Below are 22,018 nucleotides of genomic sequence, written 5' to 3'. Positions count from 1 at the left end.
CGCTCATGGCGGCCGCCTTCGTCGGCGCGCTGACCGTGTTCCTCGCGCCCGACGAGTGGGCCGGCCGCTTGTCGTTCGCGATCAGCCTGATCCCGTTCGTCGGCAGCCTCTACCTGTGGTCCGGCTTCGAGGCCGGCGGCAACGCCCTGCTGGGCGGGGAGATAGCGTACGCGACGCAGATCGAGTGGCTCGAAGTCGGCGGCCGCAGCGTCTCGTGGTTCGTCGGCCTCGACGGGATCAGCCTCCCGCTGTTCGTGCTCACGACGTTCCTCGTCCCGCTGGCGATCGTCAGCGCGTGGACGCCCGTGGACTCGCGGCAGAGCCAGTTCTACGGGCTCATGCTGTTCATGGAGGCGAACCTGCTGGGCGTGTTCGCCGCGCTCGACTTCTTCCTGTGGTTCGTCTTCTGGGAGGCCGTGCTGGTCCCGATGTACTTCCTCATCGGGATCTGGGGCGGTCCGCGCCGCAAGTACGCCGCGATCAAGTTCTTCGTGTACACGAACGCGGCGTCGCTACTGATGTTCATCGGCTTCATGAGCCTCGTGTTCGCGCTCGGCGACTCGGTGTCGTCGTTCGCCTTACCCGAGATCGCGCAGGCGATCGCCGCGGGTGACTTGGGCACGTGGTTCGGCATCGCGCCGGACCGCCTCGCCCTGTTCGCGTTCCTCGCGATGTTCCTCGGGTTCGCGGTGAAGGTCCCGATCGTGCCGTTCCACACGTGGCTGCCGGACGCGCACGTTCAGGCGCCGACCCCCGCGTCGGTGCTGCTGGCGGGCGTCCTCCTGAAGATGGGGACGTACGCGCTGCTCCGGTTCAACTTCACGATGCTGCCCGACCAGGCGTCGATGCTCGCGGTTCCGATCGCGGCGATCGCCGTCATCAGCGTCATCTACGGCGCGATGCTGGCGCTCGCACAGAAGGACCTCAAGCGCATCGTCGCGTACTCGTCGGTCTCGTCGATGGGGTACGTCATCCTCGGGCTCATCGTGTTCACCGAGTACGGGGTCGGCGGCGCGACGTTCCAGATGGTCGCGCACGGCCTCATCTCGGGACTGATGTTCATGGCGGTCGGCGTCATCTACAACACGACCCACACGCGGATGATCGGCGACATGGGCGGCATGGCCGACCGGATGCCGGTCACCGTCGGGATCCTCGTCGCCGGCGCGTTCGGCTACATGGGGCTCCCGCTGATGGCCGGCTTCGCGGGCGAGTTCTTCATCTTCGTCGGCTCGCTGTCCGCCCCGTCGCTCCCGTACGCGCCGGTGTTCACGGCGCTCGCGATGTTCGGTATCGTCATCGTCGCCGGCTACCTGCTGTCGGCGATGCAGAGTACGCTGTTCGGTCCGTTCGAACTGGAGACCGACTACGACGTGGGGCCCGCGCCGTTCCACGACGTCGCCCCGCTCGCGGTGCTGCTGGTAGCGATCATCGTGCTCGGCGTTGCGCCCGACATCTTCTTCGAGATGATCCGCGACGCTGCCCTACCCGTGGTAGAGGGGGTGACGATCAATGGTTAACGGCCTGCCCGGCGTGACGGCGCTGCTGCCGGCGCTCCTGCTTGCCGTCACCGGTCTCGCGCTGCTCTTGGTCGACACGGTCCGGCCGGACGCGCGGTCGAACACGTCGATGGCGGTCGTCGGCGCGATCGGGTCCCTCGCCGCGCTCGCGGCGAGCGTCTGGCTCACCGCCAGCGGCGGTGTGAGCCCGGACGGCGGCGCGGTGTTGCTGTTCGCGGACGCGGTGAAGGTGGACACGCTGTCGCTGTTCTTCACCGCCATCTTCGCGTCGGTGACCGCGCTGGTTCTCGTCGCGGCCCACGACTACTTCCACGACCACGCCAACCCGGCGGCGTTCTACTCGCTCGTGACGTTCGCCGCGACCGGCATGGCGCTTCTGGCGGTCGCGAACTCGCTCGCGGTCGTGTTCGTCGCCTTAGAGATGGTGTCGCTGCCCTCGTACGTGCTCGTCGCGTACCTCAAGCAGAACCGCGGGAGCGTCGAGGCGGGGCTGAAGTACTTCCTCGTCGGCGCGCTCTCGTCGGCTATCTTCCTGTTCGGCATCTCGCTCGTGTACGCCGCGACGGGCTCGCTGATCCTCGCCGACATCGCGTCGGCCTCGATCGACGGGCTGGCCGGCGTGCTCGGCGTCGGCGTCGTGATGATGATCGGCGGCGTCGCCTTCAAGACGGCCTCCGTCCCGTTCCACTTCTGGGCGCCGGAGGCGTACGAGGGCGCGCCCGCGCCGGTGAGCGCGTTCCTCTCGTCGGCCTCGAAGGCCGCCGGGTTCGTCGTCGCGTTCCGCGTGTTCACCGAGGCGTTCCCGCTGGAGATGGCGGCGTCGGCGAACGTCGACTGGATGCTCGCGTTCGCGATCCTCGCGGCCGTCACGATGACGCTCGGTAACTTCGCGGCCGCGGTCCAGGAGGAGGTCAAGCGGATGTTGGCCTACTCCTCGATCGGGCACGCCGGATACGCGCTCATCGGCGTCGCCGCGCTCACGGTCGACGGGCCCGCCAACGGCACCGTCATGGGCGCCGCGATGGCGCACCTGCTCGTCTACGGGTTCATGAACACCGGCGCGTTCCTCTTCGTCGCGATGGCGGAGCGGTGGGGCGTCGGCCGCACCTTCGCGGACTACGCGGGGCTCTGGCGGCGCGCGCCGGTCGCCTCCGTCGCGATGGCCGTGTTCATGTTTTCGCTGGCGGGGCTCCCGCCGTTCGCCGGGTTCTTCTCGAAGTACTTCCTGTTTCAGGCGGCCATCGACAACGGCTTCCTGTGGCTCGCCGGGCTCGGCGCGATAAACAGCGTCGTGTCGCTGTACTACTACAGCCGGGTCGTGAAGGCGCTGTTCCTGGACGACCCCGCGTCGCCGAGCGCGCTCGACGCGATCGACGTGCGGCCGACGGCGCTGTACGCCGCGGTCATCTTCGCGGCGGTCGCGACGGTGCTGCTCCTGCCCGGCTTCGGGCCCGTCATCGAGACGGCCGAAGCGGCGGCCTCCGCGCTGTTCTGACCGGCGGCTCCGCAGCGCTGAGCGGTCCGTTCCGCCGGTCGATTTCTGTTTCCGCTGTTCTCCGCGTCACCACTCACCGCGCCCCGGAGGGCGGTTTCGGTCGCCGAACCCCGCACCGCCGACCACAGATACTCATTCGTTCGCCCCGTTACTGTGTTCGTGTCCCGGAGCCACACCTATCGGTGTCTGAACTGCCTCGACGCCACCGTCACGCGCACCTTCGACACGTCGCACTTGTCCCGGACCTGTCCGGACTGCGGCTCGTTCGAGCGGTTCGCGAACGAGGCGGTGATCGAGCGGTTCGAGTCGCTGGAGGCGTCGCCGCCGGCGGAGTTCGACTGGGACCGACTGGAGCGGCGGGAGAAGCTGCTCGTCGCCGAGCGCCTCGCTCGCACGGACAAGACGCTCGCGGACTTCGACGTGGCGGTCGACGAGGAGGCGGCGGAGGGACGAACGACACCCGAGCCGGGCGACGCGTAGCTACCGCGCGTACAACTTTTCGCCGAGGAGGTCGGCGAGTCCGACGCCGTCGCCGGGCGTGATCGCCACGTAGGGGCGGTCGATAGGACCGAACACGTCGACGACGCGGCCGACCGTCGAGAGCGACTCGTCGACGATGCTCGCGCCGATCCGGGGCGGATCGTCGCCGGCGTCGCCGCGGGCGATCGCGAGTCCGCCGGCCGTGCGGACGACGGTGCCGACGCGCCGCACGGTTACTCCCGGAGCACGCCGAGGTACGCGGCGATCGCCTGAACGAGGTCGTTTTTCGCGGTGTCTTCGGTGCCTTTGACGACGACGGAGCCCCGTGGCTCGAACTCCCGGGAATACGTCGCGTCGCGCTCGACGACCGCGTCGTAGCCCACCTGCTGGACGGCTTTCGCTATCTCGTCGACGGTCGGCGCTTCGACCGCCAGATCCGTCGGGACGCGGCGCCCCTCGGACCGCGACAGCTCGGCGTCGAAGTATGCGGGGTAGACGACGTTCTCGACCATACCGGATACCTTCGCGCGCGGCGTAAGGTCGTTTCGGACCGCCGCCGGGCGCGTTCAGGGGACCCGGAACTCGAAGCGCGCCCCGCCGTCCTCGGCGGCGAGCGCGTGCGCGCTCCAGCCGTGGGCCTCGGCGATGCGCTCGCTGATGGCGAGTCCCAGTCCCGTCCCCGACTCGTCGGTCGTGAACCCGCTCTCGAACACATTGTCGGCGTCGTCCGGGAGCCCGCTCCCGTCGTCTTCGACGTAGAAGCCGTCGGCCGCGGTCCCGTCGTCGCGACGCGTCAGCGCTCCGACGCGGACCGAGAGCGGCTCGTCGGGGGAGTCGCGGCCGTGGTCCGCGCTGTTCCGGTAGACGTTCTCAAGCAGCTCGCAGAGCCGCGTCCGGTTCGCGTCCAGCGTCGCGTCCGTCTCGACGTCGAGGGTCGCGTTCGCCATGTCGACGCACTCCCACGCCTCGCGCGCGACGTCCACCACCGAGACGGACTCGGTCTCTCCCACCGAGCGTCCCTCCCGGGCCAGCGACAGGAGGTCCGCGACGAGTTCGTCCATCCGCCCGAGCGCGTCCGCGGCCTTCTCTAGGGGCGCCGTGTCGTCCGTCTCGCGGGCGAGGTCGACGTACCCCTCCGCGACCGACAGCGGATTCCGGAGGTCGTGCGAGACGATGGACGCGAACTCGTCGAGTCGCTCGTTCTGCCGCCGGAGAGTCTCCTCGCGCTCCCGTCGGTCGGTGACGTCGGTGTAGATGGCGTATCCGGCCGCGTTGGCGGCGTCGAGGTGGATCGGAATGACGTGGAGGATGAAGTGACGCGGCCCCTCCGCGGTGGTCCGGGTCACCTCCCGGCGGACGTTCTCGCCGCACTGTAAGCGCTCGTTGAGGTCGTCGGCCTCCGACTCGGCGTCGGGGGGGACTATGTACTCGTCGATGGACTCGCCGAGCACGGTCTCGGCCTCGTAGCCGAACGTCGCCTCGAACGCGTCGTTCACCTGTCGGGCGATCGGCTCGCCGTCGACGTAGTCGTAGGCGACGGCGGGGTCCGGTACGTTCGTGAACAGCGCGAGCAGCCTGTCGCGTTCGGTCCGGAGCGCCTCCGTGACCCCGATCCGGTCGAGCGTCTCTTCGAGGTGGGAGGCGAGCAGCTCCGCCAGCCGGCGGTCGGCGTCGTCGAACGCGTCGCCGTCGTCGACTCCGTCGGCGGCGAGCTGGAAGACGACGTCGTCGCCCACGGGAACGGTGAGCAGCGTACCGAACTGGCCCTCTGGGTTCGGGTTCGGGGCGATCGACGCGTCGCCCGTCTGGACGGTCCTGCCGGCCACGCCGGCGCCGACGCGGACCCGGTTACAGTCCTCGACGGGCGTCCCGCTGGAGGCGACCACGGGCTCGACCCACTCGCCGTCCCGAACGGCGACGACGGCGTGATACTCCGGAAACACCTGCTCGGTGACGGCGATGGCCGCCCGGTACGCCTCGTCGACCGACCTGACGGCGGCGAGCTCCGCCATCCCGGCGTTGAGCTGTTCGATTCGCGACGGGGTCCGGGTCGGCTTCGCCCGGACGGTCGACCGTTGATCCCGGGCGAGCAGCCACGAGACCGTCTCCGAGAGCGCCTCGGGCGTTCCGGCGACCGCGTCGACGAGCGGGTCCGTCGCGGTCCGGCCCGTCGGATCGTCGACGTACGCGATCACGTACTCGACGGCCTCGGCCGAGCGGACCCGGTCGAGCCCCGCCTCGTCGGTGACGGCCGCCACGTCGACCTCCGCGAGGCGCTCCTCGTCGACGTCGGCGGGAGCTGTCGCGTGGGTCTCGACCGCGACCGGTCCGTCGTCGCCGCGGTTCTCTGGGTCGGCCCCCGACTCGACCTCGTCGGTGAGTCGGGGGTCGTCTGCGAGCACGAGAACGGACGCGCGCTCACCCAACGCAGGAGTCACAATTGTACGAATTAGTATACGCCGAGAGCATAAAACTTCGTACCGATCTCCGCAGTCGGGCGGTTCCGGCCGTCCCGCGCTCCGCCCTCCTCGCCGGCGACGAGCGACCCCGGAACCCTTTTGGAGCAACACGGGCCACGTTCGTGTAATGAGCGATCTCGAAGCGGAGTACCGTCTCGACTACTTCGAGGAGGAGGGGTTCGAGCGCAAGGAGTGTCCCTCCTGTGGCGCGCACTTCTGGACCCGCGACGGCGACCGCGACCTGTGCGGCGAGCCGCCCTGCGAGGACTACAGCTTCATCGACGACCCGGGCTTCCCGGAGGCGCACTCGCTGTCGGAGATGCGCGAGGCGTTCCTCTCCTTCTTCGAAGACAACGGCCACGAGCGGATCGACCCGTACCCGGTCGCCGCGAACCGCTGGCGCGACGACGTGCTCCTGACGCAGGCGTCGATCTACGACTTCCAGCCGCTCGTCACCTCGGGACAGACGCCCCCGCCGGCGAACCCGCTGACCATCTCGCAGCCCTGTATCCGGATGCAGGACATCGACAACGTCGGCAAGACGGGCCGGCACACGATGGCGTTCGAGATGATGGCCCACCACGCGTTCAACACGCGCGAGGAGGTCGACGAGGACGAGTACGCCTACCACGGCGAGGTGTACTGGAAAGACGAGACGGTCCGGTACTGCGACGAGCTGTTCGAGAGTCTCGGCGCCGACCTCGAAGAGATCACCTACATCGAGGACCCGTGGGTCGGCGGCGGTAACGCCGGCCCCGCCATCGAGGTCATCTACAAGGGCGCCGAGCTGGCGACGCTCGTCTTCATGTGTATGGAGCGGGACCCCGACGGCGACTACGAGATGAAAGACGGGAACTCGTACTCGTTCATGGACACGTACATCGTCGACACCGGGTACGGGTTAGAGCGGTGGACGTGGATGAGCCAGGGGACCGCGACCGTGTACGAGGCCGTCTACCCCGACGCGATCGACTTCCTGAAAGACAACGCCGGTGTCGAGCACACCGAGGCCGAACGCGAGATCGTCCACCGCGCCGCCAAGCTCTCCGGCCGGCTCGACATCGACGACGTCGACGACGTGGAGGCCGCCCGCGGCGAGATCGCAGACCGGCTCGACGTGGACGTCGACCGACTGCGCGAGCTGGTGGAACCGCTCGAAGCGATCTACGCGATCGCCGACCACTCGCGGACGCTCGCGTACATGTTCGGCGACGAGATCGTCCCGTCGAACGTCGGCACGGGCTACCTCGCCCGGATGGTGCTCCGCCGGATGAAGCGCCTCGTCGACGAGGTCGGCGTCGACGCGCCGCTCGACGAGCTGGTCGACATGCAGGCCGAGCGGCTCGGCTACGAGAACCGCGACACGATCCGCGAGATCGTCCGCAGCGAGGAGCGGAAGTACGAGCGGACGCTGGAGCGCGGCGCCCGCAAGGTCGAACATCTCGCCGACGAGTACGCCGGCACCGGTGAGCCGATCCCGACGGGGGAGCTACTGGAGCTGTACGACTCCCACGGGATCCAGCCCGACATGGTCGCCGACATCGCCGACGAGCGCGGCGCGACCGTCGACGTGCCCGACGACTTCTACGCGCTCGTCGCCGACCGACACGAGGAGGGCGACGCCGCGGGAGAGAGCGACGAGCGCGACGAGCGGCTCGCCGACCTCCCCGAGACGGAGAAGCTGTTCTACGACGACCAGGGACGCACGGAGTTCGAGGCGGTCGTCCTCGACGTGCTGGAGGCCGAGGGCGGGTACGACGTGGTGCTGGACCAGACGATGTTCTACCCCGAGGGCGGCGGTCAGCCGGCCGACCGCGGCCACCTCACGGTCGGAGAGACCACCGTCGACGTCGACGACGTTCAGGAGGTCGACGGGGTCGTGCTCCACCGCACGGACGCGGACCCCGGCAAAGGCGAGTTCGTCACGGGGCAGGTGGACGGCGACCGCCGCGACCGACTGCGCGCGCACCACACCGCGACGCACCTGATCGGTCACGCCGCCCGCAAGGTGCTCGGCGACCACGTCCGGCAGGCTGGCGCCCAGAAGGGAACCGACTCGGCGCGGCTCGACGTGCGCCACTTCGAGCGCATCGACCGCGAGGACGTGAAGGCGATCGAGCGCGTCGCGAACGAGTTGGTCCGCGACGACGTCCCCGTCCGCCAAGAGTGGCCCGACCGCAACGAGGCGGAGGCCGAGCACGGCTTCGACCTGTACCAGGGCGGCGTCCCGCCGGGAACGAACGTCCGGCTGATCCACGTCGGCGACGCCGACGTCCAGGCCTGCGCCGGCACGCACGTCGCCCGCACCGGCGAAATCGGCGCCGTGAAAGTGCTGAAGACGGAGCCGGTACAGGACGGCGTCGAGCGCATCGTCTTCGCGGCCGGGGCCGCGGCGGTGGAGGCGACCCAGCGCACCGAGGACGCGCTGTACGACGCGGCCGAGGTCCTGGACGTGGACCCGCTCGACGTGCCGGACACCGCCGAGCGCTTCTTCGAGGAGTGGAAGGCCCGCGGTAAGGAGATCGAGTCGCTCAAAGAGGAGCTCGCGGCCGCGCGGGCCGCCGGCGGCGCCGACGCCGAGGCGGTCGAGGTCGCCGGGACGACAGCGGTGATCCAGCGGCTCGACGGCGACGCCGACGAACTGCGCGCGACCGCGAACGCCCACGTCGACGACGGGAAAGTCGCGGTGATCGGCAGCGGCGCTGACGGCTCCGCGAGCTTCGTCGTCGGCGTCCCCGATTGCGTCGACGTGAACGCGGGGCAGGTCGTCTCGGAGCTCGCCAGGCGCGTCGGCGGTGGCGGCGGCGGGCCGCCGGACTTCGCGCAGGGCGGCGGCCCGGACGCGGACGCCTTAGACGACGCCCTCGACGCGGCGCCGGACGTCCTCCGCAGCCTTCAGGAGGCCTGAACGCGCCCAGTTCGCCACTATGCCGCACGCGACCAACGCCGGGACCGAGATCCGGTACGAGGTGGACGCCCCCGACGCCGGCGACGGCGACGAGGCGGTGGTGTTCTGCGGCGACGTCGGGCTCGGCGCCTGGCAGTTCGGCTGGCAGCACGCGGCGCTCGCCGGTCCACACACCGTGATCACCCCGGAGACGCGCGGTGTCGGGCGGTCCGACGCCCCGCCCGGCCCGTACGCGGTCGGGGAGCTCGCGGCCGACGTGGACGCGGTGTGTGCCGCCGAGGGGATCCGAAACGCTCACCTCGTCGGCTACGGGCTCGGCGGGATGGTCGCGCTGACGGCCGCGGCGAGTTCCTCGCGGCCGGCGAGCGTCGCGCTCGTCGGGACGCCGCCCGCGGGGGACGCCTACAACCCCGACGGCGTCTGGGCCCCCCCGGCCGATCCGGCCGCCGTCGAGGGGTCGCTGAACGGCCTCCTCTCGCTCGACTTCCGTGAGGCCCATCCCGACGCGCTCTCGCGGATCGCGGAGTGGCGCCTCGCGGAGGACGCCGACCGCGAGACGTACGAGGCGCACCGCGCCGCGATCGAGGGGTTCGACCTCGCCGGTCGCCTCCACGAGATCACCACGCCCGCGCTCGTCGTCCACGGCACCGACGACACGGTCTGTCCGGCCACGGCCGGGGAGACGCTCGCGGAGGGGCTCCCCCGTGGGGAGTTCCACGGGATCGACGGGGCGCGCCACCTCGTCGGAGTCGAGGCGTCGGCCGCGGTCAACGACCTCCTCGTCGGCTGGCTCGCCGAACACGCGGCCGGCCGGTTCGAGTAGGCGCGGCGTTCGGGGCCGCGCGACGCCCGCGTCCGCGTCGTCGGCCGGGGCGTCCGGCGTCGCAACCGTTTTGTGACTCTCGCCGAACTCTTCGCCTGATGACTCGCCTCCGGTTCGCCCTGCTGAACGCCGCCCACGACGGTGCGAACACCCGGCGGAACTTCCGCAGAGAGCTCGACGCCGACCTCGTCGAGTTCGACGCCGTCGCGGGAGACCTCCCCGATCACACCGAGTTCGACGGCGTCGTGGTGACCGGGTCGCGCTCGTCGGTCTACTGGGACGAGGCGTGGATCCCGCCGCTCGTCGACTACGTCGCCGAGGCCGCCGACGCCGGCGTCCCCGTCCTCGGCGTCTGTTACGGTCACCAGGTGCTCGCGGAGGCGCTCGGCGGCCGCGTCGCGGGCATGGACGGGTTCGAGATCGGCTACAACGAGATCCGCCGACCTCGCGACGACCCGCTGTTCGAGGGGATCGACGAGACGTTCACCGCCTTCACCACCCACGGCGACGCAGTCGTCGAACTCCCGCCGTCAGCGACGCTGCTCGCGGAGAACGACCGCGGCGTCCACGCGTTCCGCGACGGCCACTGCTGGGGGGTCCAGTTCCACCCGGAGTACGACATCGACACGGCCCGCGACGTGACCGACGGTAAGCGGGATCAGATCGGTGACGCCCGCGTGGACGGCGTCCTCGAGTCGATCACGCCCGACGCCTACGACGCCGCCTGCGAGGCGAAGCAACTGTTCGAGAACTTCACCGGTTACGCCGAGCGGTTGGCGGCCGAGCGGGCGGAGCGGGCGGCCGCGGACGACTGAGCGGGTCGACCGGTTCGACGGAGGCGCGACCGCCGCGCCGCTCGACCGCCACGACCGACGCGACGACTGACCGGCGCGATTCCACGCCGTCCGCCCGCGGCCCCCGGTCGAACACCCTTATACGGTTCCCGTCCCGAACTCGGGTATGAACGTAGTACCGGACACGAGCGCGGTCGTCGACGGCCGCGTGTCCGAACGCGTCGCGGACGGGACCTACGAGTCGGTCACCGTGTTCGTCCCGGAGGCGGTCGTCGGCGAGTTGGAGTCGCAGGCGAACGACGGGCTCGAATCCGGCTGGGACGGGCTCAGCGAACTCAAGCGGCTCGCGGACTACGCCGACGACGGGACGATCGAGCTGCGGTACGTCGGCGAGCGCGCGAGCGGCGACGCCCGCTCGAACGCACACGAGGGCGACGTGGACGCGCTGATCCGCGACCTCGCCGCCGACCACGACGCGACGCTCCTCTCCAGCGACGTGGTTCAGGCCGAGGTGGCCCGCGCGAAGGGGCTCGACGTCGAGTACGTCGAGCCCGTCGCCCGCGGCGTCGTCGACGAGCTGCCGATACAGGACTTTTTCACCGACGAGACGATGTCAGTCCACCTCAAGACGGGGACCGTCCCGAAGGCGAAGCGCGGGGCGCTCGGCGAGATGCGCTACGTCGAGATCGCGGATGACCCCACCGACGAGGCGCAGCTACGGGAGTGGGCGAACTCGATCGTCGACCTGGCCCGCCAGTCGAGCGAGGGGTTCATCGAGCTCTCTGACGATGGGATGGACATCGTCCAGTTCCGCAACTACCGGATCGCGGTGGCGCGCCCGCCGTTCGCCGACGGCGTCGAGATCACCGCCGTCCGTCCCATCGCGAAGACGGACCTCGACGACTACGAGTTCGCCGACGAGCTCCGCGACCGGTTCGCGGAGCGGAAACGCGGTGTCCTCATCTCGGGCTCGCCCGGCGCCGGGAAGTCGACGTTCGCGCAGGCGGTCGCGGAGTTCCTGAACGACAGCGACTACGCGGTGAAGACGATGGAGAAGCCCCGAGACCTCCAAGTCGGTCCCGAGATCACGCAGTACGGCGCGCTCGGCGGCGAGATGGAGAACACCGCCGACTCTCTCCTCCTCGTCCGGCCGGACTACACCATCTACGACGAGGTCCGGAAGACGAACGACTTCGAGGTGTTCTCCGACATGCGTATGGCTGGCGTCGGCATGGTCGGCGTCGTCCACGCCTCCCGCGCCATCGACGCGCTCCAGCGGCTCGTCGGCCGCGTCGAACTCGGGATGATCCCGCAGATCGTCGACACCGTCGTCTACATCGAGGCCGGCGAGGTCCACACGGTCTACGACGTGACGACGGAAGTGAAGGTGCCGGCGGGGCTCACCGCCGAGGACCTCGCCCGTCCGGTCATTCAGGTGTCGAACTTCGAGACCGGTCGGCCGGAGTACGAGATATACACGTTCAACCGGCAGGTCGTCACCGTCCCGCTCGACGAGGACGGCGGCGAGGCGGGGAGCGAGACGGGCGTCGGCCGCATCGCGAAAAAGGAGATCGAACGCGAGATCCGCTCGGTCGCGCACGGCCACGTCGAGGTGGAGCTGAACGGCGACGACGAGGCGGTCGTCTACGTCACCGAGGGCGACATCGGCACGGTGATCGGGAAGGGCGGCGGCCGCATCGCCGACATCGAGAACCGCCTCGGGATCGACATCGACGTCCGCACACACGACGAGAAGCCCGGCGGGTCCGGCGCCGGTCCCGCCGGCGGCCCCGAGAACGGGCACGGCGACGGGCAGGTCGGCGCCGAGCGCGGGACGGTGGTCGCGCCGGAGATCACCTCGCGTCACGTCGTCATCGACGTCGACGACGAGGTCGGCGAGACGGTCGAAGTGCGCGCGGACGGCGAGTACCTCTTCACTGCCACGGTCGGGCGCGGCGGTGAGGTTCAGGTCTCGCGCGGCTCGGCCATCGCCGAGGAACTGGAGGACGCGATCGACCGGAACCGGACCGTGACGGTCGTCCCGGCGCGGTGAATCCCGCAACCGGCCGTTCGGGTCGGACGTAGCCGCCCGACGGCCGTCCGATCGCCCCGCTGGCTGGCGATCGCATCCACGCCAGACGTTTTCGCTCGCTGTCACGTCGTCGTTCGACGCGGCCACATACCACGATTGTCGTAACGTATCCCTCCTGAAAGATAACGCTTTTTTGACGGCCTAGATAACTCGGGGTATGGCTGATGAGTTAAAACGCGGGCTCGAGGGCGTCCTCGTCGCGGAGTCAGATCTGAGCTACGTCGACGGCGAGGTCGGGAAGCTCGTGTATCGCGGGTACGACATCGAAGACCTGGCGCGGGGCGCGAGCTACGAGGAGGTGCTGTACCTCCTGTGGCACGGCTCGCTCCCCACCGCCGCGGAGCTCGACGCGTTCGCCGCCGACCTCGCGGCGGAGCGCGAGGTTGACGACGACGTCATCGAGACGGTCCGCGCGCTCGCGGACGCCGGCGAGCGTCCGATGGCCGCGCTCCGGACCGCGACGTCGATGCTGTCGGCGTACGACCCGGACGACGAGGCCGACGCCGGTGAGGCCACGCTTCGTCAGGGACGACGGATCACGGCGAAGATCCCGACGGTCCTCGCCGCGTTCGAGCGCGTCCGTCAGGGCGAGGAGCCGGTCGCCCCCGACCCGGACCTCTCGCACGCCGGGAACTTCCTCTACATGCTGACCGGGACCGAGCCGGACGACGTGAGCGAGGAGACGTTCGACATGGCGCTCACGCTCCACGCCGACCACGGGCTCAACGCCTCCACGTTCACCGCGATGGTGATCGGGTCGACGATGGCGGACGTTTACTCCGGCGTCACCGGGGGTATCGGCGCGCTCTCCGGTCCGCTCCACGGCGGCGCGAACCAAGACGTGATGGAGGTGCTCCACGAGGTGGACGCCTCCTCGAAGGACCCCGTCCAGTGGGTGAAAGACGCCCGGGACGACGGACGGCGCGTCCCCGGCTTCGGGCACCGCGTCTACAAGGTGAAAGACCCCCGCGCGAACATCCTCGAGGAGAAGCTCCGCGACCTCGCCGAGTCGTCGGGCGACACCAAGTGGCTGGACTACACCACCGCCATCGAGGAGTACCTCACCGAACAGGGGCTCGTCGAGGAGGGGATCGCCCCGAACGTCGACTTCTACTCCGGCTCCGTCTACGACTCGCTCGGCATCCCCGTCGACATGTACACGCCCATCTTCGCGATGAGCCGCGTCGGCGGCTGGATCGCGCACGTCGCCGAGTATCAAGAGGACAACCGCCTCATCCGTCCGCGCGCCCGGTACACCGGTCCGGAAGACAGCGAGTTCGTTCCCCTCGACGAACGGTAACGGTCGCGGCCGCCGCCCACCCGCCTTCTCCGAACGGTTCTTCAAACGTCGCGACGCGTCACCCGCCCGCAGAATGTGTGCGCCCGCGACCGGTCGGCCCGGCTCCTCAGATACCGAACCGCTCGCGGGCGTACTTCGCGAGCAGCGGGACGTCGTCGAGGTGAAGCAGCCGCGCCATCCCCGCCTTCTCGCCGCGGTTCGCCTTCGCCAAGATGTCGTCGTCGGTCTCTTGGAGATCGCGCATCAACCGGTCGTACCGCTCGTTGGGTGCGAGGTACAGCAACTCCGTGAGCGTCAGTCGCGACTCCGCGCGCGGCGCCACGTCTCGGTGCCAGAGCGTCTCGTACACCGCGAGGCTCTCCGCGTCGATTCGCCGCTCCGAGTCGGTGAGACAGCGGTCGACGGTCGCCGCGGCGGCGCGGGCCGACTTCATGCCCTTGTGGATCCCTTCTCCCCACAGCGGGTCGATGCTCGGCACTGTGTCGCCGACGGCGAGGAACCGGTCGGTGTACATCTGCTCCGGGCGCTGAATGTGCGCGGAGCCGCGGTGGACCGTCTCGTCGATCTGTTCCGCCTCGGCGAACCGCGGGTCGCGGTCGATCCAGTCGTCGAGGTACCCGTCGACGGTCTTCCCCGCCTCGGCGAACTCGCGGTGGCGGTCGTTCTGGATGTAACAGATGCCGACCTTCGCGGTGTCCTCGCCGGTCGCGAAGATCCACGAGTAGCCGCCGGGCGCGATGTTGTGGTCCAAGCGGAGCATCATCGCCCGCCGGAGGTCCGCGTAGTCCGGGTGGTTCATCTCGACGCCCTCCATCTCGTACTCGATACCGATGGCTTGGTTCTCGCGTTCGAGGTCGACCACGTCGAGCGCGCTGGCGATCGGTGCGGCCGGACCGGTAGCGTCGATCACGATGTCGGCGTACACCGCTTCGTCGCCGTTGTACCGCACCCCCTCGATGACGCCGTCGTCGTCGAGGATCGGCCGCGAGACCCGCGCGTCGAAGCGGTACTCCGCGCCGTTGTCGCGACCGTCGGCGACGAGGAACTGCTTGAACTCCGCGAACTCCAACACCGCGCCCGGCTGGTAGCTCTCATAGTACTCGTTGGGCGACTCCAGCACGACGTCGTCGGTGTACGACATCACGACGTCGTCGGGGATTCCGAAAGAGGACATCATCGACGGGAACGTGCCCGCCGTCGACTTGTTGCTCTGTCGCGGGAACTCGTCTTCCGACTCCGTCTCTAAGACGACGACGTCGTAGTCGCGCGTCGCCAGGTCACGGGCGCACTGCGCGCCCGCCGGACCGGCGCCGGCGATGGCGACGTCGTAGCGGTCAACCATACACGACGGTTACGGACCCACCTAATTAGGCTTGCTGAAACCCACCGGAAAATACGCGCGAACCCCCTCGTTCGCCCGGTTTTGGCCGTCGAGAGAGGTCGGAATTACCGGGGTCTCATCCGGCGGTCGGACGCAGACCCGGCCCCCGAAACGGGCGTCGGATCGGGTCCGCCCGCCGGGACCGCGGCGCGGTTCAGTAGAACTCGCGGACGAGGTCGGTCGCGCCCTCGGGGGCGCCGTCCGGAAGCACCGACATGTCCTCGTCGACGCCGTGCTGCTCGTGGTACGGCACCGACGACTCGTCCTTGTAGATGACGCCCTGGTGTTCCTTCTCGTTGTCGAGGATCACGTCCTTCGCCGCCTCGCGGTCGGTCGGGTCGTGGTCCGCCTCCTTCAGGTCGACCAGCGAGTCGCGGAAGTAGTCGTACGTGTCGACGTCGTTGAAGGTGACGCAGGGGGAGTAGACGTTGACGAAGCCGAACCCGTCGTGCTCGATGGCCTCCTGGATGATCTCTTGGTGGCGGAGCGCGTCCGAGGAGAACGACTGCGCGATGAACGTCGCGCCGGAGGCGAGCGCCAGCGCGTGGGGGTTCACCGGCGGCTGTTTGGGCCCGTCGGGGCTCGTCGACGTCTCGAAGTCCTCGCGGGAGGTCGGCGACGCTTGGCCCTTCGTCAGCCCGTAGATGCGGTTGTCCATCACGACGTACGTCATGTCGACGTTGCGCCGGACGGCGTGGACGAAGTGGCCCGCGCCGATGGAGTAGCCGTCGCCGTCGCCGCCGGCCACCATCACCTCGATGTCGGGCCGCGCCATCTTGACGCCGGTGCCGACGGGGAGCGCGCGCCCGTGAACCCCGTGGAGCGCGTAGCTGTGCATGTACGTGCCGATCTTGCCGGAACAGCCGATGCCGGCGACGACGAAGGTGTTGTCGGGGTCGTTGCCCGTCTCCGCGAGGGCCTTCATCATCCCGTTCATCGTCCCGAAGTCGCCGCACCCCGGGCACCACGTCGGCTGCTTGTCGGACTTGAAATCGGTGAATCGAATGTCTGAGCTCATTGGTTACGCCTCCACCCCCGCTTCGAGGGTCGACTTGATCTCCGCTGCGAGTTCGTCGGCCTTGAACCGCACGCCGTTGTACTTGTTCACGCGGTCGACGCGTTCGAGCACGTCGTGTTCGACGAGGTCCGCGAACTGGCCCTGCTCGTTACACTCGACGACGACCGTCGTCTCGGCGGCCGCCACGTCTTCCGCGAGGTCCGGCCGCGGGAAGATGTACGGGACCGAGAGGACCCGCACGTCCAGTCCGTCCTCGTCGAGGAACTCCACTGCCTCGGCGAGCGCGCCCTCGTTCGACCCCCACGTGATGACGAGGGTGTCCGCGTCCTCGTCACCGAACTCGCGCGGGCTCCAGTCCTCGCGCTCGCGGGCGGTCTCGACCTTGCGGTTGCGCTTGTCGACCTGCTCGACGCGCATCTCCGTGTCCTCTGTCCGGCGGCCCTGCTCGTCGTGTTCGAGGCCGGTGGACATGTGCGCGCCGTCGGCCGTACCGGGGAACGCCCGCGGCGAGACCCCGTCATCGGTGATCTCGTGGGGCTGGAAGCCGCCCGACTCGCTCATGTGGTCGTCGATCGCCGTCTCGTCGACGATCTTGCCGCGATCGATCTCCACCTCGTCCATGTCGAACGTCTCCGGGGAGAACGTCTGCTCGGTGACCGCCATCGAGAGGTCGGCGGTGAGGTAGACAGGGAGCTGGTACTTCTCGGCGAGGTTGAACGCCTCGACGGTCTTCCAGAAGCACTCCGAGATGGTGGTCGGCGCGAGGACGAACCGCGGCACCTCGCCGTGGCCGCCGTACAACATCTGGTTCAGGTCGCCCTGCTCCTGTTTCGTCGGCATCCCCGTCGAGGGGCCCGAGCGCATCACGTTACAGATGACGAGCGGCGTCTCCGAGGTGGCGATGAGCCCGAACGTCTCGGTCATCAGGTCGATCCCCGGCCCGGAGGTCGCGGTCATCGCGCGGGCGCCGCCGCGGGCCGCGCCCAGCGCCATGTTGATCGCGGAGAGCTCGTCTTCCGCCTGGACGACGTGGCCGCCGTACCGCTCGATGCGGCCGGTGAGATACGTCATCACGTCGGTCGCGGGCGTGATCGGGTAGCCGGCGTAGAAGCGGCAGCCGGCCGCGATGGCGCCCATGCCGATCGCTTCGTCGCCGTTGAGGAGGACGTAGTCCTCGTCGGTGGTCTCCAGCGAGTAGTCGAACTCGTGGTCGTACTCGTCGGCGACGTACGACTGGCCCGCGCGGGCCGCCTCCTTGTTGTTGTCGACGAGCTTCTGGCCCTTGTCCTTGAACCGCTTCTCCAGCGCCGAGTCGAGGTTCTCGATGGGGAACTCGGCCACCTCGCAGGCCGCGCCGAGCGCGACGACGTTCCGCATAATCGCGCCGCCGGCCTCCTCGGCCAGGCTCTTTAGCGGCACGTCGAGGCCGATCATCCCCTCGGGGATCTCGACGTCCTGCATCGTCGTCCGTTCGCCGTCGTAGATGATCACCGACCCCTCGTGGAGCTCGTCGAGGTTCTCCTCGATCGTCCGGGGGGTCAACGCGATGAGCACGTCGAGTCGGTCAACGACGCTCTGTACCTTGTCGACGGAGGTCCGCACCTTGTAGGCGGTGTAGCCGCCCCGTATCCGAGATGCGAAGTCCTTCGACGTGAACACGTGTCGACCCGCGCGGGAAAGCGCCTGTGCGAAGATCTTCCCCGTCGAGTCGATGCCGTCGCCGGCCTCTCCGCCGACAGCCCAGTTGAAATCCGCAGCCATGTGCTATGGGCAAGGTTCCGGCGGACTCATCAAAAGGCTTCTGGAAGGAGCCACCGAGGTGTATCTGGACGTACGTCTTCGATATCGCGAATATTGTCAGCTTTGGGCTCTATATACCTTGTAATAACGCACATAATTGGATGTTCGTTCACCAAAATCATCACGATCGACCCTTCGCGTCGGACCCGTTTTCGACGTTTGACGAACTGCGTCGGCCCCTATCGCGGCGGACTTGTTCACGACGAGGTAGGCCAAGGCGTCGGGTATCCCCGCATCTGGCGTCCATGTGTCGGGTCGTCCCCACGCCGAGGCGGTCGGCTCTGCGGGCCGGTCACCGCAGCGGGGATCTGGGCCTCCCGTCCGAACCGGTTTCGACATGGGCAGGACCGACGGCGACGGGAAGGCGTTTGTGTCTGCCCCGCCGATCCGACGTATGGACACGACAGCGACGGTCGAGTCGGTGGAGCCGGTCGGCTCCGACACGTACGCCCTCCGCTTCCGCGCCCCCGAGGGGTTCGCCGCCGAACCCGGACAGTTCGTGAAGCTCGGCACCGAGATCGACGGCGAGTCGGTCGCGCGGTTCTACACCCTCTCGTCGCCCCGCGTCGGCGAGACGTTCGAGGTCACGGTCGGTATCGATCCCGACGAGGGCGGCGAGTTCTCGGCGTTCCTCTCCGGCGCCGAGGCGGGCACCGAGATGACGCTCTCCGGCCCCTTCGGCGACCAGCACTACGACGGCGAGCCACGCGCGGTCGTGATCGCGGGCGGCCCCGGGGTCGGCCCCGCGGTCGCCATCGCCGAGCGCGCGCTCGACGAGGACGCCGAGGCCGCCGTCGTCTACCGCGACGACGACGTGGCCCACGCCGACCGGATCGACGCCCTCCGCGAGCGCGGCGCCGCGGTCAGGCTGCTCGACGGCGATGCCCCCCTGACCGACGCCGTCGCCGACGTCCTCACCGGCGCCGACGGCGGGACCGTGTTCGTCTACGGGTTCGCCGACCTCGTCGCCGACGCGGAGGCCGCCATCGAGGCGGCGGGCGGCGACGCGGACGCCGCGAAGGTCGAGAACTTCGGGTAGGCGCGGCCGCAGGCCGGGCCGTCCGCGCTCGCGTCGGCGCCTCGGCCGATATTCGCGGCGTCGCCGGCCGGCGCCGCCACGCTTTACACACCTCCCCCGCGAGGACCGGGTATGGACTACCGACGGCTCGGGAACACCGGGCTCAGCGTCTCGGAGCTCTGCTTCGGCACGTGGCGGTTCGGGCGCGAGACGAACGGCGTCGTGGAGACGGGTCGCGAGGAGTCACACGAGCTCCTCGACGCGGCCGCGGACCGCGGGATCAACTTCATCGACACGGCCAACGTCTACGGGACGCCGAACGGGAAAAGCGAGACGTACATCGGCGAGTGGCTCGCGGAGCGGGACCGCGAGGACTACGTGATTGCCTCGAAGGTGTACTTCCCATTCGACGGGCGCGGCGAGCCCGGACCCAACGACTCCGGGCTCGGCCGGAAACACATCCGCGCGCAGATCGAGGGGACCCTCGACCGGCTCGGCACGGACTACCTCGATATCTACTACATCCACCGCTGGGACGAGGACACCCCCATCGAGGAGACGATGCGCGCGCTCGACGAGCTGGTCGCCGAGGGAAAGGTCCACCACCTCGGCGCGTCGACGATGGCGGCGTGGCAACTGACGAAGGCGCAGTGGATCGCCGACGTCAACGGGTACGCGGGCTTCGACGTGGTCCAGCCACTCCACCACGCGGGCTACTACGAGGACGTGAAGGAGTACCTCGACGTCTGTATCGACCAACACCTCGCGGTCTGCCCGTACTCTCCGCTCGCGGGCGGGTTCCTCACCGGGAAGTACGAGCGCGCCGACCTGGACGACCCCGAGCAGGTGATCGCGCCCGACGGCTCCCGGGCGAGCTTCGACGACCGGTTCGAGCGCTTCTATCTCTCCGAGCGCGGCTGGAAGGTGCTCGACGCGGTCCGCGATGTGGCCGACGAGTGCGACGCGACGCCCGCGCAGGTCGCGCTTGCGTGGCTCTCCGGCTGGGACGAGTTTACCTGCGTCCCCATCGTCGGCGCGCGGACGGTCGATCAGCTCGACGAGAACGTCGCGGCGGCCGACCTCCACCTCTCCGACGAGCAGTGGGACCGGATCATGGACGCGCGCTACGACCCGGACGGGAACCGCTGGGGCCACTGAGCAGTCGCCTCCCGGCCACAAGCGGCCGCTACTCGTCGAAGTCCGGCAGGTCGTCTGGCGCCTCGAAGTCGGCCTCCCAGTCGATGTACCCCTCCTTGAGCGTCTCGCAGACGATCTGCCCGAGCTCCGTGAGCCCCGCGTTGATCGCGGAGACGGTCCCCCACGAGTCGAGGTCTGGGTGGAGGTCGCGCTCCTTCCAGTCCTCTGGCAGCCCCGGCGCGTGGTAGCCGACCCGGTCGGCGAAGTCGTCCCAGAAGAAGTCGAACCGGGAGACTAACTCGAGGTCGAGCGCGATCTGCCAGTCCGCCGCGTCCATGTCGCTGCCCGCGGCCCACTGGTCGAACGCCTCCTCCCACGCGCCCTCGCGGAGGAGCGCTTCGAGGTCGTCGCGGCGGTACTCGCCGCCAGCCACCTCGGCGTCCTCGTACTCGTTCGGGTCGACGGCGGCGAGTTCGGGAGGCTCCGGCAGGTCGACGTCGAGTGACATGGTCCGTAGTGGGTGCCGACGGGCCAAAACGCTACGGGAACGGAGCGCGGCGAGGCGGTCGCCCCCCGCGTCCGCTCCGATCCGGTCCTTTTACCGCGGTTCCGTTCCGAGGTCGGGTATGAACCTCCGCGCCGTCTCGCGTCGGGTCGGGATCGCCGCCGCGGTCGTCACCGTCGTCGCGCTCGTCGCGCCGTACGCGATCATCACGGGGCCGGAGTACGCGTCGCAGCTCGCGTCCTACTACGCCTCCGGGGCCGTCGGCTGGAGCGGGATCGCGCTGTTCGCACTGCTCGCCGCGGTCGTTATCGCCTCGGTCGAGCAGGGGAACGTCGACCCGGGGACGCTCGCGGGGGTGGCAATCGTCCTCGGGCTCGCGACGACCGCGAGCGCGGCGACGTGGGCGCTCGCGGTCCAACCGACCGCCGTGTTCCGCGACCACCTCTGGCTGGTGTGGCACGCGCCCGCCGTCGTCGCGGTCTCCGTCCCGCTGCCGCTCTCCGCGGCGGTGTACGCCCGAGCGGTGTTGTCGTAGCCGAGACGCCGGAACGCGCGGGACGCCTCTTTTCCGACGCGCGCTCGCCGCCCGCGTCGCCGTCGGCCGGCGAACGAAAGGCCCTTATGCCGCACCCGAATATCGTCGAACGGACTAGGTCGGGCGGTTAGGCCCCGCTCGTTACCCGTAAGGCAGTCTTCAGCGGGGACCGAACAGCGGGCACGTCCGGTCAGACCGGCACGGGCCCCGAGAGCCAACGTGGAAGCCTCGTCCGCCGGGGACAGCGGTCCGTGGCGCCCGCTCGCAGGAGCGGTCCGTCGCGGTTCGTCGGCGATATTGGGTCAGGCGCGGAAGCGAGCAGCCCACCGCCGGACGCCAGTCGCTCGTCGGGTCGCGGGGTGGAGGAGGCAATCGGGATACCCCGTGACGGAACGCCGGGCTACCCCGCCTGTCCGCCATTCATACGCTGCTTCGTTCGACGAGTGGTGATGCTGTGACGCTACGGTCGCCGGTGTGAGCGTCGACACGGCGAGCGTTTATTTATACGTAAAATCACCCTCATCCGGGCTCCAGTTATACGCAATTGACGCCGCCACGCTGAGCAACCTCGAACACCCAGCCGCTCGGCTGTCTGACGATACCATTTATGAATTATCGATCGAAACGACCACCACCGAAGCCCCAGCCGCGAGCCCCGCCCCGCACAGCGACCGCGCCTCACACCTCCCCAGCCTCGTCGGCGGTCCTCCGCTCCGCTCCGGACCACCGACTCCCTCGCGCGTGCTCCTCGCG

Annotated in this window: 19 protein-coding genes and 1 other RNA gene; 13 read left to right on the top strand and 7 right to left on the bottom strand. The window is 69.3% G+C overall.

Annotation, left to right across the window (positions count from 1 at the left end; genetic code table 11):
• Positions 1-5 precede the first annotated feature (5 nt).
• The 3 genes from B9G49_RS10045 to B9G49_RS10035 all read left to right on the top strand — a co-directional run bounded on the left by B9G49_RS10045 (position 6) and on the right by B9G49_RS10035 (position 3,495).
• Complete coding sequence (locus B9G49_RS10045; RefSeq protein WP_049931345.1) at positions 6-1,520, top strand: NuoM family protein; 1,515 nt, start codon at positions 6-8, stop codon at positions 1,518-1,520.
• Entirely contained in the window at positions 1,513-3,015 is a 1,503-nt protein-coding gene (locus B9G49_RS10040; RefSeq protein WP_086216267.1) for an NADH-quinone oxidoreductase subunit N, read from the top strand. Before B9G49_RS10045 ends, B9G49_RS10040 begins: the two co-directional genes overlap by 8 nt.
• Positions 3,016-3,174: 159 nt before the next feature.
• Positions 3,175-3,495 (top strand): hypothetical protein, encoded by a 321-nt coding sequence (locus B9G49_RS10035; protein ID WP_049931211.1) that lies wholly within the window; start codon positions 3,175-3,177, stop codon positions 3,493-3,495.
• Here B9G49_RS10035 and B9G49_RS10030 read toward each other — a convergent pair whose 3' ends face one another.
• The 3 genes from B9G49_RS10030 to B9G49_RS10020 are packed head-to-tail and all read right to left on the bottom strand — an operon-like array spanning position 3,496 to position 5,933.
• The gene (locus tag B9G49_RS10030; RefSeq protein ID WP_086216266.1) at positions 3,496-3,726 is read right to left on the bottom strand and encodes an H/ACA ribonucleoprotein complex subunit GAR1; all 231 of its coding nucleotides are present in this window, start codon (positions 3,724-3,726) and stop codon (positions 3,496-3,498) included. It lies immediately after the preceding gene.
• 2 nt (positions 3,727-3,728) lie between these two features.
• Complete coding sequence (gene srp19 / locus B9G49_RS10025; protein WP_004596410.1) at positions 3,729-4,007, bottom strand: signal recognition particle subunit SRP19; 279 nt, start codon at positions 4,005-4,007, stop codon at positions 3,729-3,731.
• Between the two features lie 54 nt (positions 4,008-4,061).
• On the bottom strand, positions 4,062-5,933 hold the full coding sequence (locus tag B9G49_RS10020) for a PAS domain-containing sensor histidine kinase (RefSeq protein WP_086216265.1): 1,872 nt from the start codon (positions 5,931-5,933) through the stop codon (positions 4,062-4,064).
• 148 nt (positions 5,934-6,081) lie between these two features.
• Between B9G49_RS10020 and alaS the strand changes: the two genes are divergently transcribed.
• The 5 genes from alaS (at position 6,082) to citZ (ending at position 13,871) form a co-directional block, all read left to right on the top strand.
• Positions 6,082-8,862 carry an alanine--tRNA ligase gene (gene alaS / locus B9G49_RS10015; RefSeq protein ID WP_086216264.1) on the top strand — a complete coding sequence of 927 codons (2,781 nt, stop codon included), beginning with the start codon at positions 6,082-6,084 and terminating at the stop codon, positions 8,860-8,862.
• A gap of 19 nt (positions 8,863-8,881) precedes the next feature.
• A complete protein-coding gene (locus B9G49_RS10010; protein WP_086216263.1) occupies positions 8,882-9,685 on the top strand; it encodes an alpha/beta fold hydrolase in 804 nt (267 codons plus the stop codon).
• Between the two features lie 98 nt (positions 9,686-9,783).
• Positions 9,784-10,500, top strand: coding sequence for a type 1 glutamine amidotransferase (locus tag B9G49_RS10005; protein ID WP_049931200.1), 717 nt, complete (start codon positions 9,784-9,786; stop codon positions 10,498-10,500).
• Between the two features lie 145 nt (positions 10,501-10,645).
• Positions 10,646-12,532, top strand: a complete 1,887-nt coding sequence (locus tag B9G49_RS10000) for a PINc/VapC family ATPase (protein ID WP_049931197.1) — start codon at positions 10,646-10,648, stop codon at positions 12,530-12,532.
• A gap of 196 nt (positions 12,533-12,728) precedes the next feature.
• On the top strand, positions 12,729-13,871 hold the full coding sequence (gene citZ / locus B9G49_RS09995) for a citrate synthase (protein WP_086216262.1): 1,143 nt from the start codon (positions 12,729-12,731) through the stop codon (positions 13,869-13,871).
• Positions 13,872-13,977: 106 nt separating this feature from the next.
• On the opposite strand, the gene B9G49_RS09990 is transcribed toward citZ, so the two are convergent.
• The 3 genes from B9G49_RS09990 to B9G49_RS09980 form a co-directional block, all read right to left on the bottom strand.
• Positions 13,978-15,213 (bottom strand): digeranylgeranylglycerophospholipid reductase, encoded by a 1,236-nt coding sequence (locus B9G49_RS09990; protein ID WP_049931194.1) that lies wholly within the window; start codon positions 15,211-15,213, stop codon positions 13,978-13,980.
• 193 nt (positions 15,214-15,406) lie between these two features.
• Complete coding sequence (locus B9G49_RS09985) at positions 15,407-16,270, bottom strand: 2-oxoacid:ferredoxin oxidoreductase subunit beta (RefSeq protein ID WP_049931193.1); 864 nt, start codon at positions 16,268-16,270, stop codon at positions 15,407-15,409.
• Positions 16,271-16,273: 3 nt separating this feature from the next.
• A complete protein-coding gene (locus B9G49_RS09980) occupies positions 16,274-18,031 on the bottom strand; it encodes a 2-oxoacid:acceptor oxidoreductase subunit alpha (protein WP_086216261.1) in 1,758 nt (585 codons plus the stop codon).
• Positions 18,032-18,464: 433 nt separating this feature from the next.
• Between B9G49_RS09980 and B9G49_RS09975 the strand changes: the two genes are divergently transcribed.
• Together B9G49_RS09975 and B9G49_RS09970 are read left to right on the top strand one after the other, a co-directional pair.
• The gene (locus tag B9G49_RS09975) at positions 18,465-19,109 is read left to right on the top strand and encodes an FAD-dependent oxidoreductase (RefSeq protein WP_086216260.1); all 645 of its coding nucleotides are present in this window, start codon (positions 18,465-18,467) and stop codon (positions 19,107-19,109) included.
• Between the two features lie 111 nt (positions 19,110-19,220).
• A complete protein-coding gene (locus B9G49_RS09970) occupies positions 19,221-20,246 on the top strand; it encodes an aldo/keto reductase (protein ID WP_086216259.1) in 1,026 nt (341 codons plus the stop codon).
• Positions 20,247-20,274: 28 nt separating this feature from the next.
• On the opposite strand, the gene B9G49_RS09965 is transcribed toward B9G49_RS09970, so the two are convergent.
• Complete coding sequence (locus B9G49_RS09965) at positions 20,275-20,733, bottom strand: hypothetical protein (protein WP_086216258.1); 459 nt, start codon at positions 20,731-20,733, stop codon at positions 20,275-20,277.
• A gap of 118 nt (positions 20,734-20,851) precedes the next feature.
• Here B9G49_RS09965 and B9G49_RS09960 point away from each other — a divergent pair, with 118 nt between their 5' ends.
• From B9G49_RS09960 to B9G49_RS17015, 3 genes are all read left to right on the top strand, one after another.
• Positions 20,852-21,265 (top strand): hypothetical protein, encoded by a 414-nt coding sequence (locus tag B9G49_RS09960; protein ID WP_086216257.1) that lies wholly within the window; start codon positions 20,852-20,854, stop codon positions 21,263-21,265.
• A gap of 107 nt (positions 21,266-21,372) precedes the next feature.
• An RNA gene (gene ffs / locus B9G49_RS09955) (signal recognition particle sRNA) lies at positions 21,373-21,684 on the top strand.
• 55 nt (positions 21,685-21,739) lie between these two features.
• On the top strand, positions 21,740-22,018 hold a 279-nt coding region (locus B9G49_RS17015), incomplete at its 3' end, for a hypothetical protein (RefSeq protein ID WP_233125190.1).

This window comes from Halorubrum sp. SD683, from assembly GCF_002135045.1.
GTDB lineage: Archaea > Halobacteriota > Halobacteria > Halobacteriales > Haloferacaceae > Halorubrum > Halorubrum ezzemoulense.
This window is presented reverse-complemented; position numbering and strand designations above follow the sequence as displayed.

Excerpts from the sequence above, each read along its gene's own strand:
- B9G49_RS10045 (WP_049931345.1), top strand. The coding sequence starts at position 6 with ATGGCGGCCGCCTTCGTCGGCGCGCTGACCGTGTTCCTCGCGCCCGAC.
- B9G49_RS10040 (WP_086216267.1), top strand. The coding sequence starts at position 1,513 with ATGGTTAACGGCCTGCCCGGCGTGACGGCGCTGCTGCCGGCGCTCCTG.
- srp19 (WP_004596410.1), bottom strand. The coding sequence starts at position 4,007 with ATGGTCGAGAACGTCGTCTACCCCGCATACTTCGACGCCGAGCTGTCG.
- alaS (WP_086216264.1), top strand. The coding sequence starts at position 6,082 with ATGAGCGATCTCGAAGCGGAGTACCGTCTCGACTACTTCGAGGAGGAG.
- B9G49_RS10010 (WP_086216263.1), top strand. The coding sequence starts at position 8,882 with ATGCCGCACGCGACCAACGCCGGGACCGAGATCCGGTACGAGGTGGAC.
- B9G49_RS10005 (WP_049931200.1), top strand. The coding sequence starts at position 9,784 with ATGACTCGCCTCCGGTTCGCCCTGCTGAACGCCGCCCACGACGGTGCG.
- B9G49_RS10000 (WP_049931197.1), top strand. The coding sequence starts at position 10,646 with ATGAACGTAGTACCGGACACGAGCGCGGTCGTCGACGGCCGCGTGTCC.
- citZ (WP_086216262.1), top strand. The coding sequence starts at position 12,729 with ATGGCTGATGAGTTAAAACGCGGGCTCGAGGGCGTCCTCGTCGCGGAG.
- B9G49_RS09990 (WP_049931194.1), bottom strand. The coding sequence starts at position 15,213 with ATGGTTGACCGCTACGACGTCGCCATCGCCGGCGCCGGTCCGGCGGGC.
- B9G49_RS09985 (WP_049931193.1), bottom strand. The coding sequence starts at position 16,270 with ATGAGCTCAGACATTCGATTCACCGATTTCAAGTCCGACAAGCAGCCG.
- B9G49_RS09980 (WP_086216261.1), bottom strand. The coding sequence starts at position 18,031 with ATGGCTGCGGATTTCAACTGGGCTGTCGGCGGAGAGGCCGGCGACGGC.
- B9G49_RS09975 (WP_086216260.1), top strand. The coding sequence starts at position 18,465 with ATGGACACGACAGCGACGGTCGAGTCGGTGGAGCCGGTCGGCTCCGAC.
- B9G49_RS09970 (WP_086216259.1), top strand. The coding sequence starts at position 19,221 with ATGGACTACCGACGGCTCGGGAACACCGGGCTCAGCGTCTCGGAGCTC.
- B9G49_RS09965 (WP_086216258.1), bottom strand. The coding sequence starts at position 20,733 with ATGTCACTCGACGTCGACCTGCCGGAGCCTCCCGAACTCGCCGCCGTC.
- B9G49_RS09960 (WP_086216257.1), top strand. The coding sequence starts at position 20,852 with ATGAACCTCCGCGCCGTCTCGCGTCGGGTCGGGATCGCCGCCGCGGTC.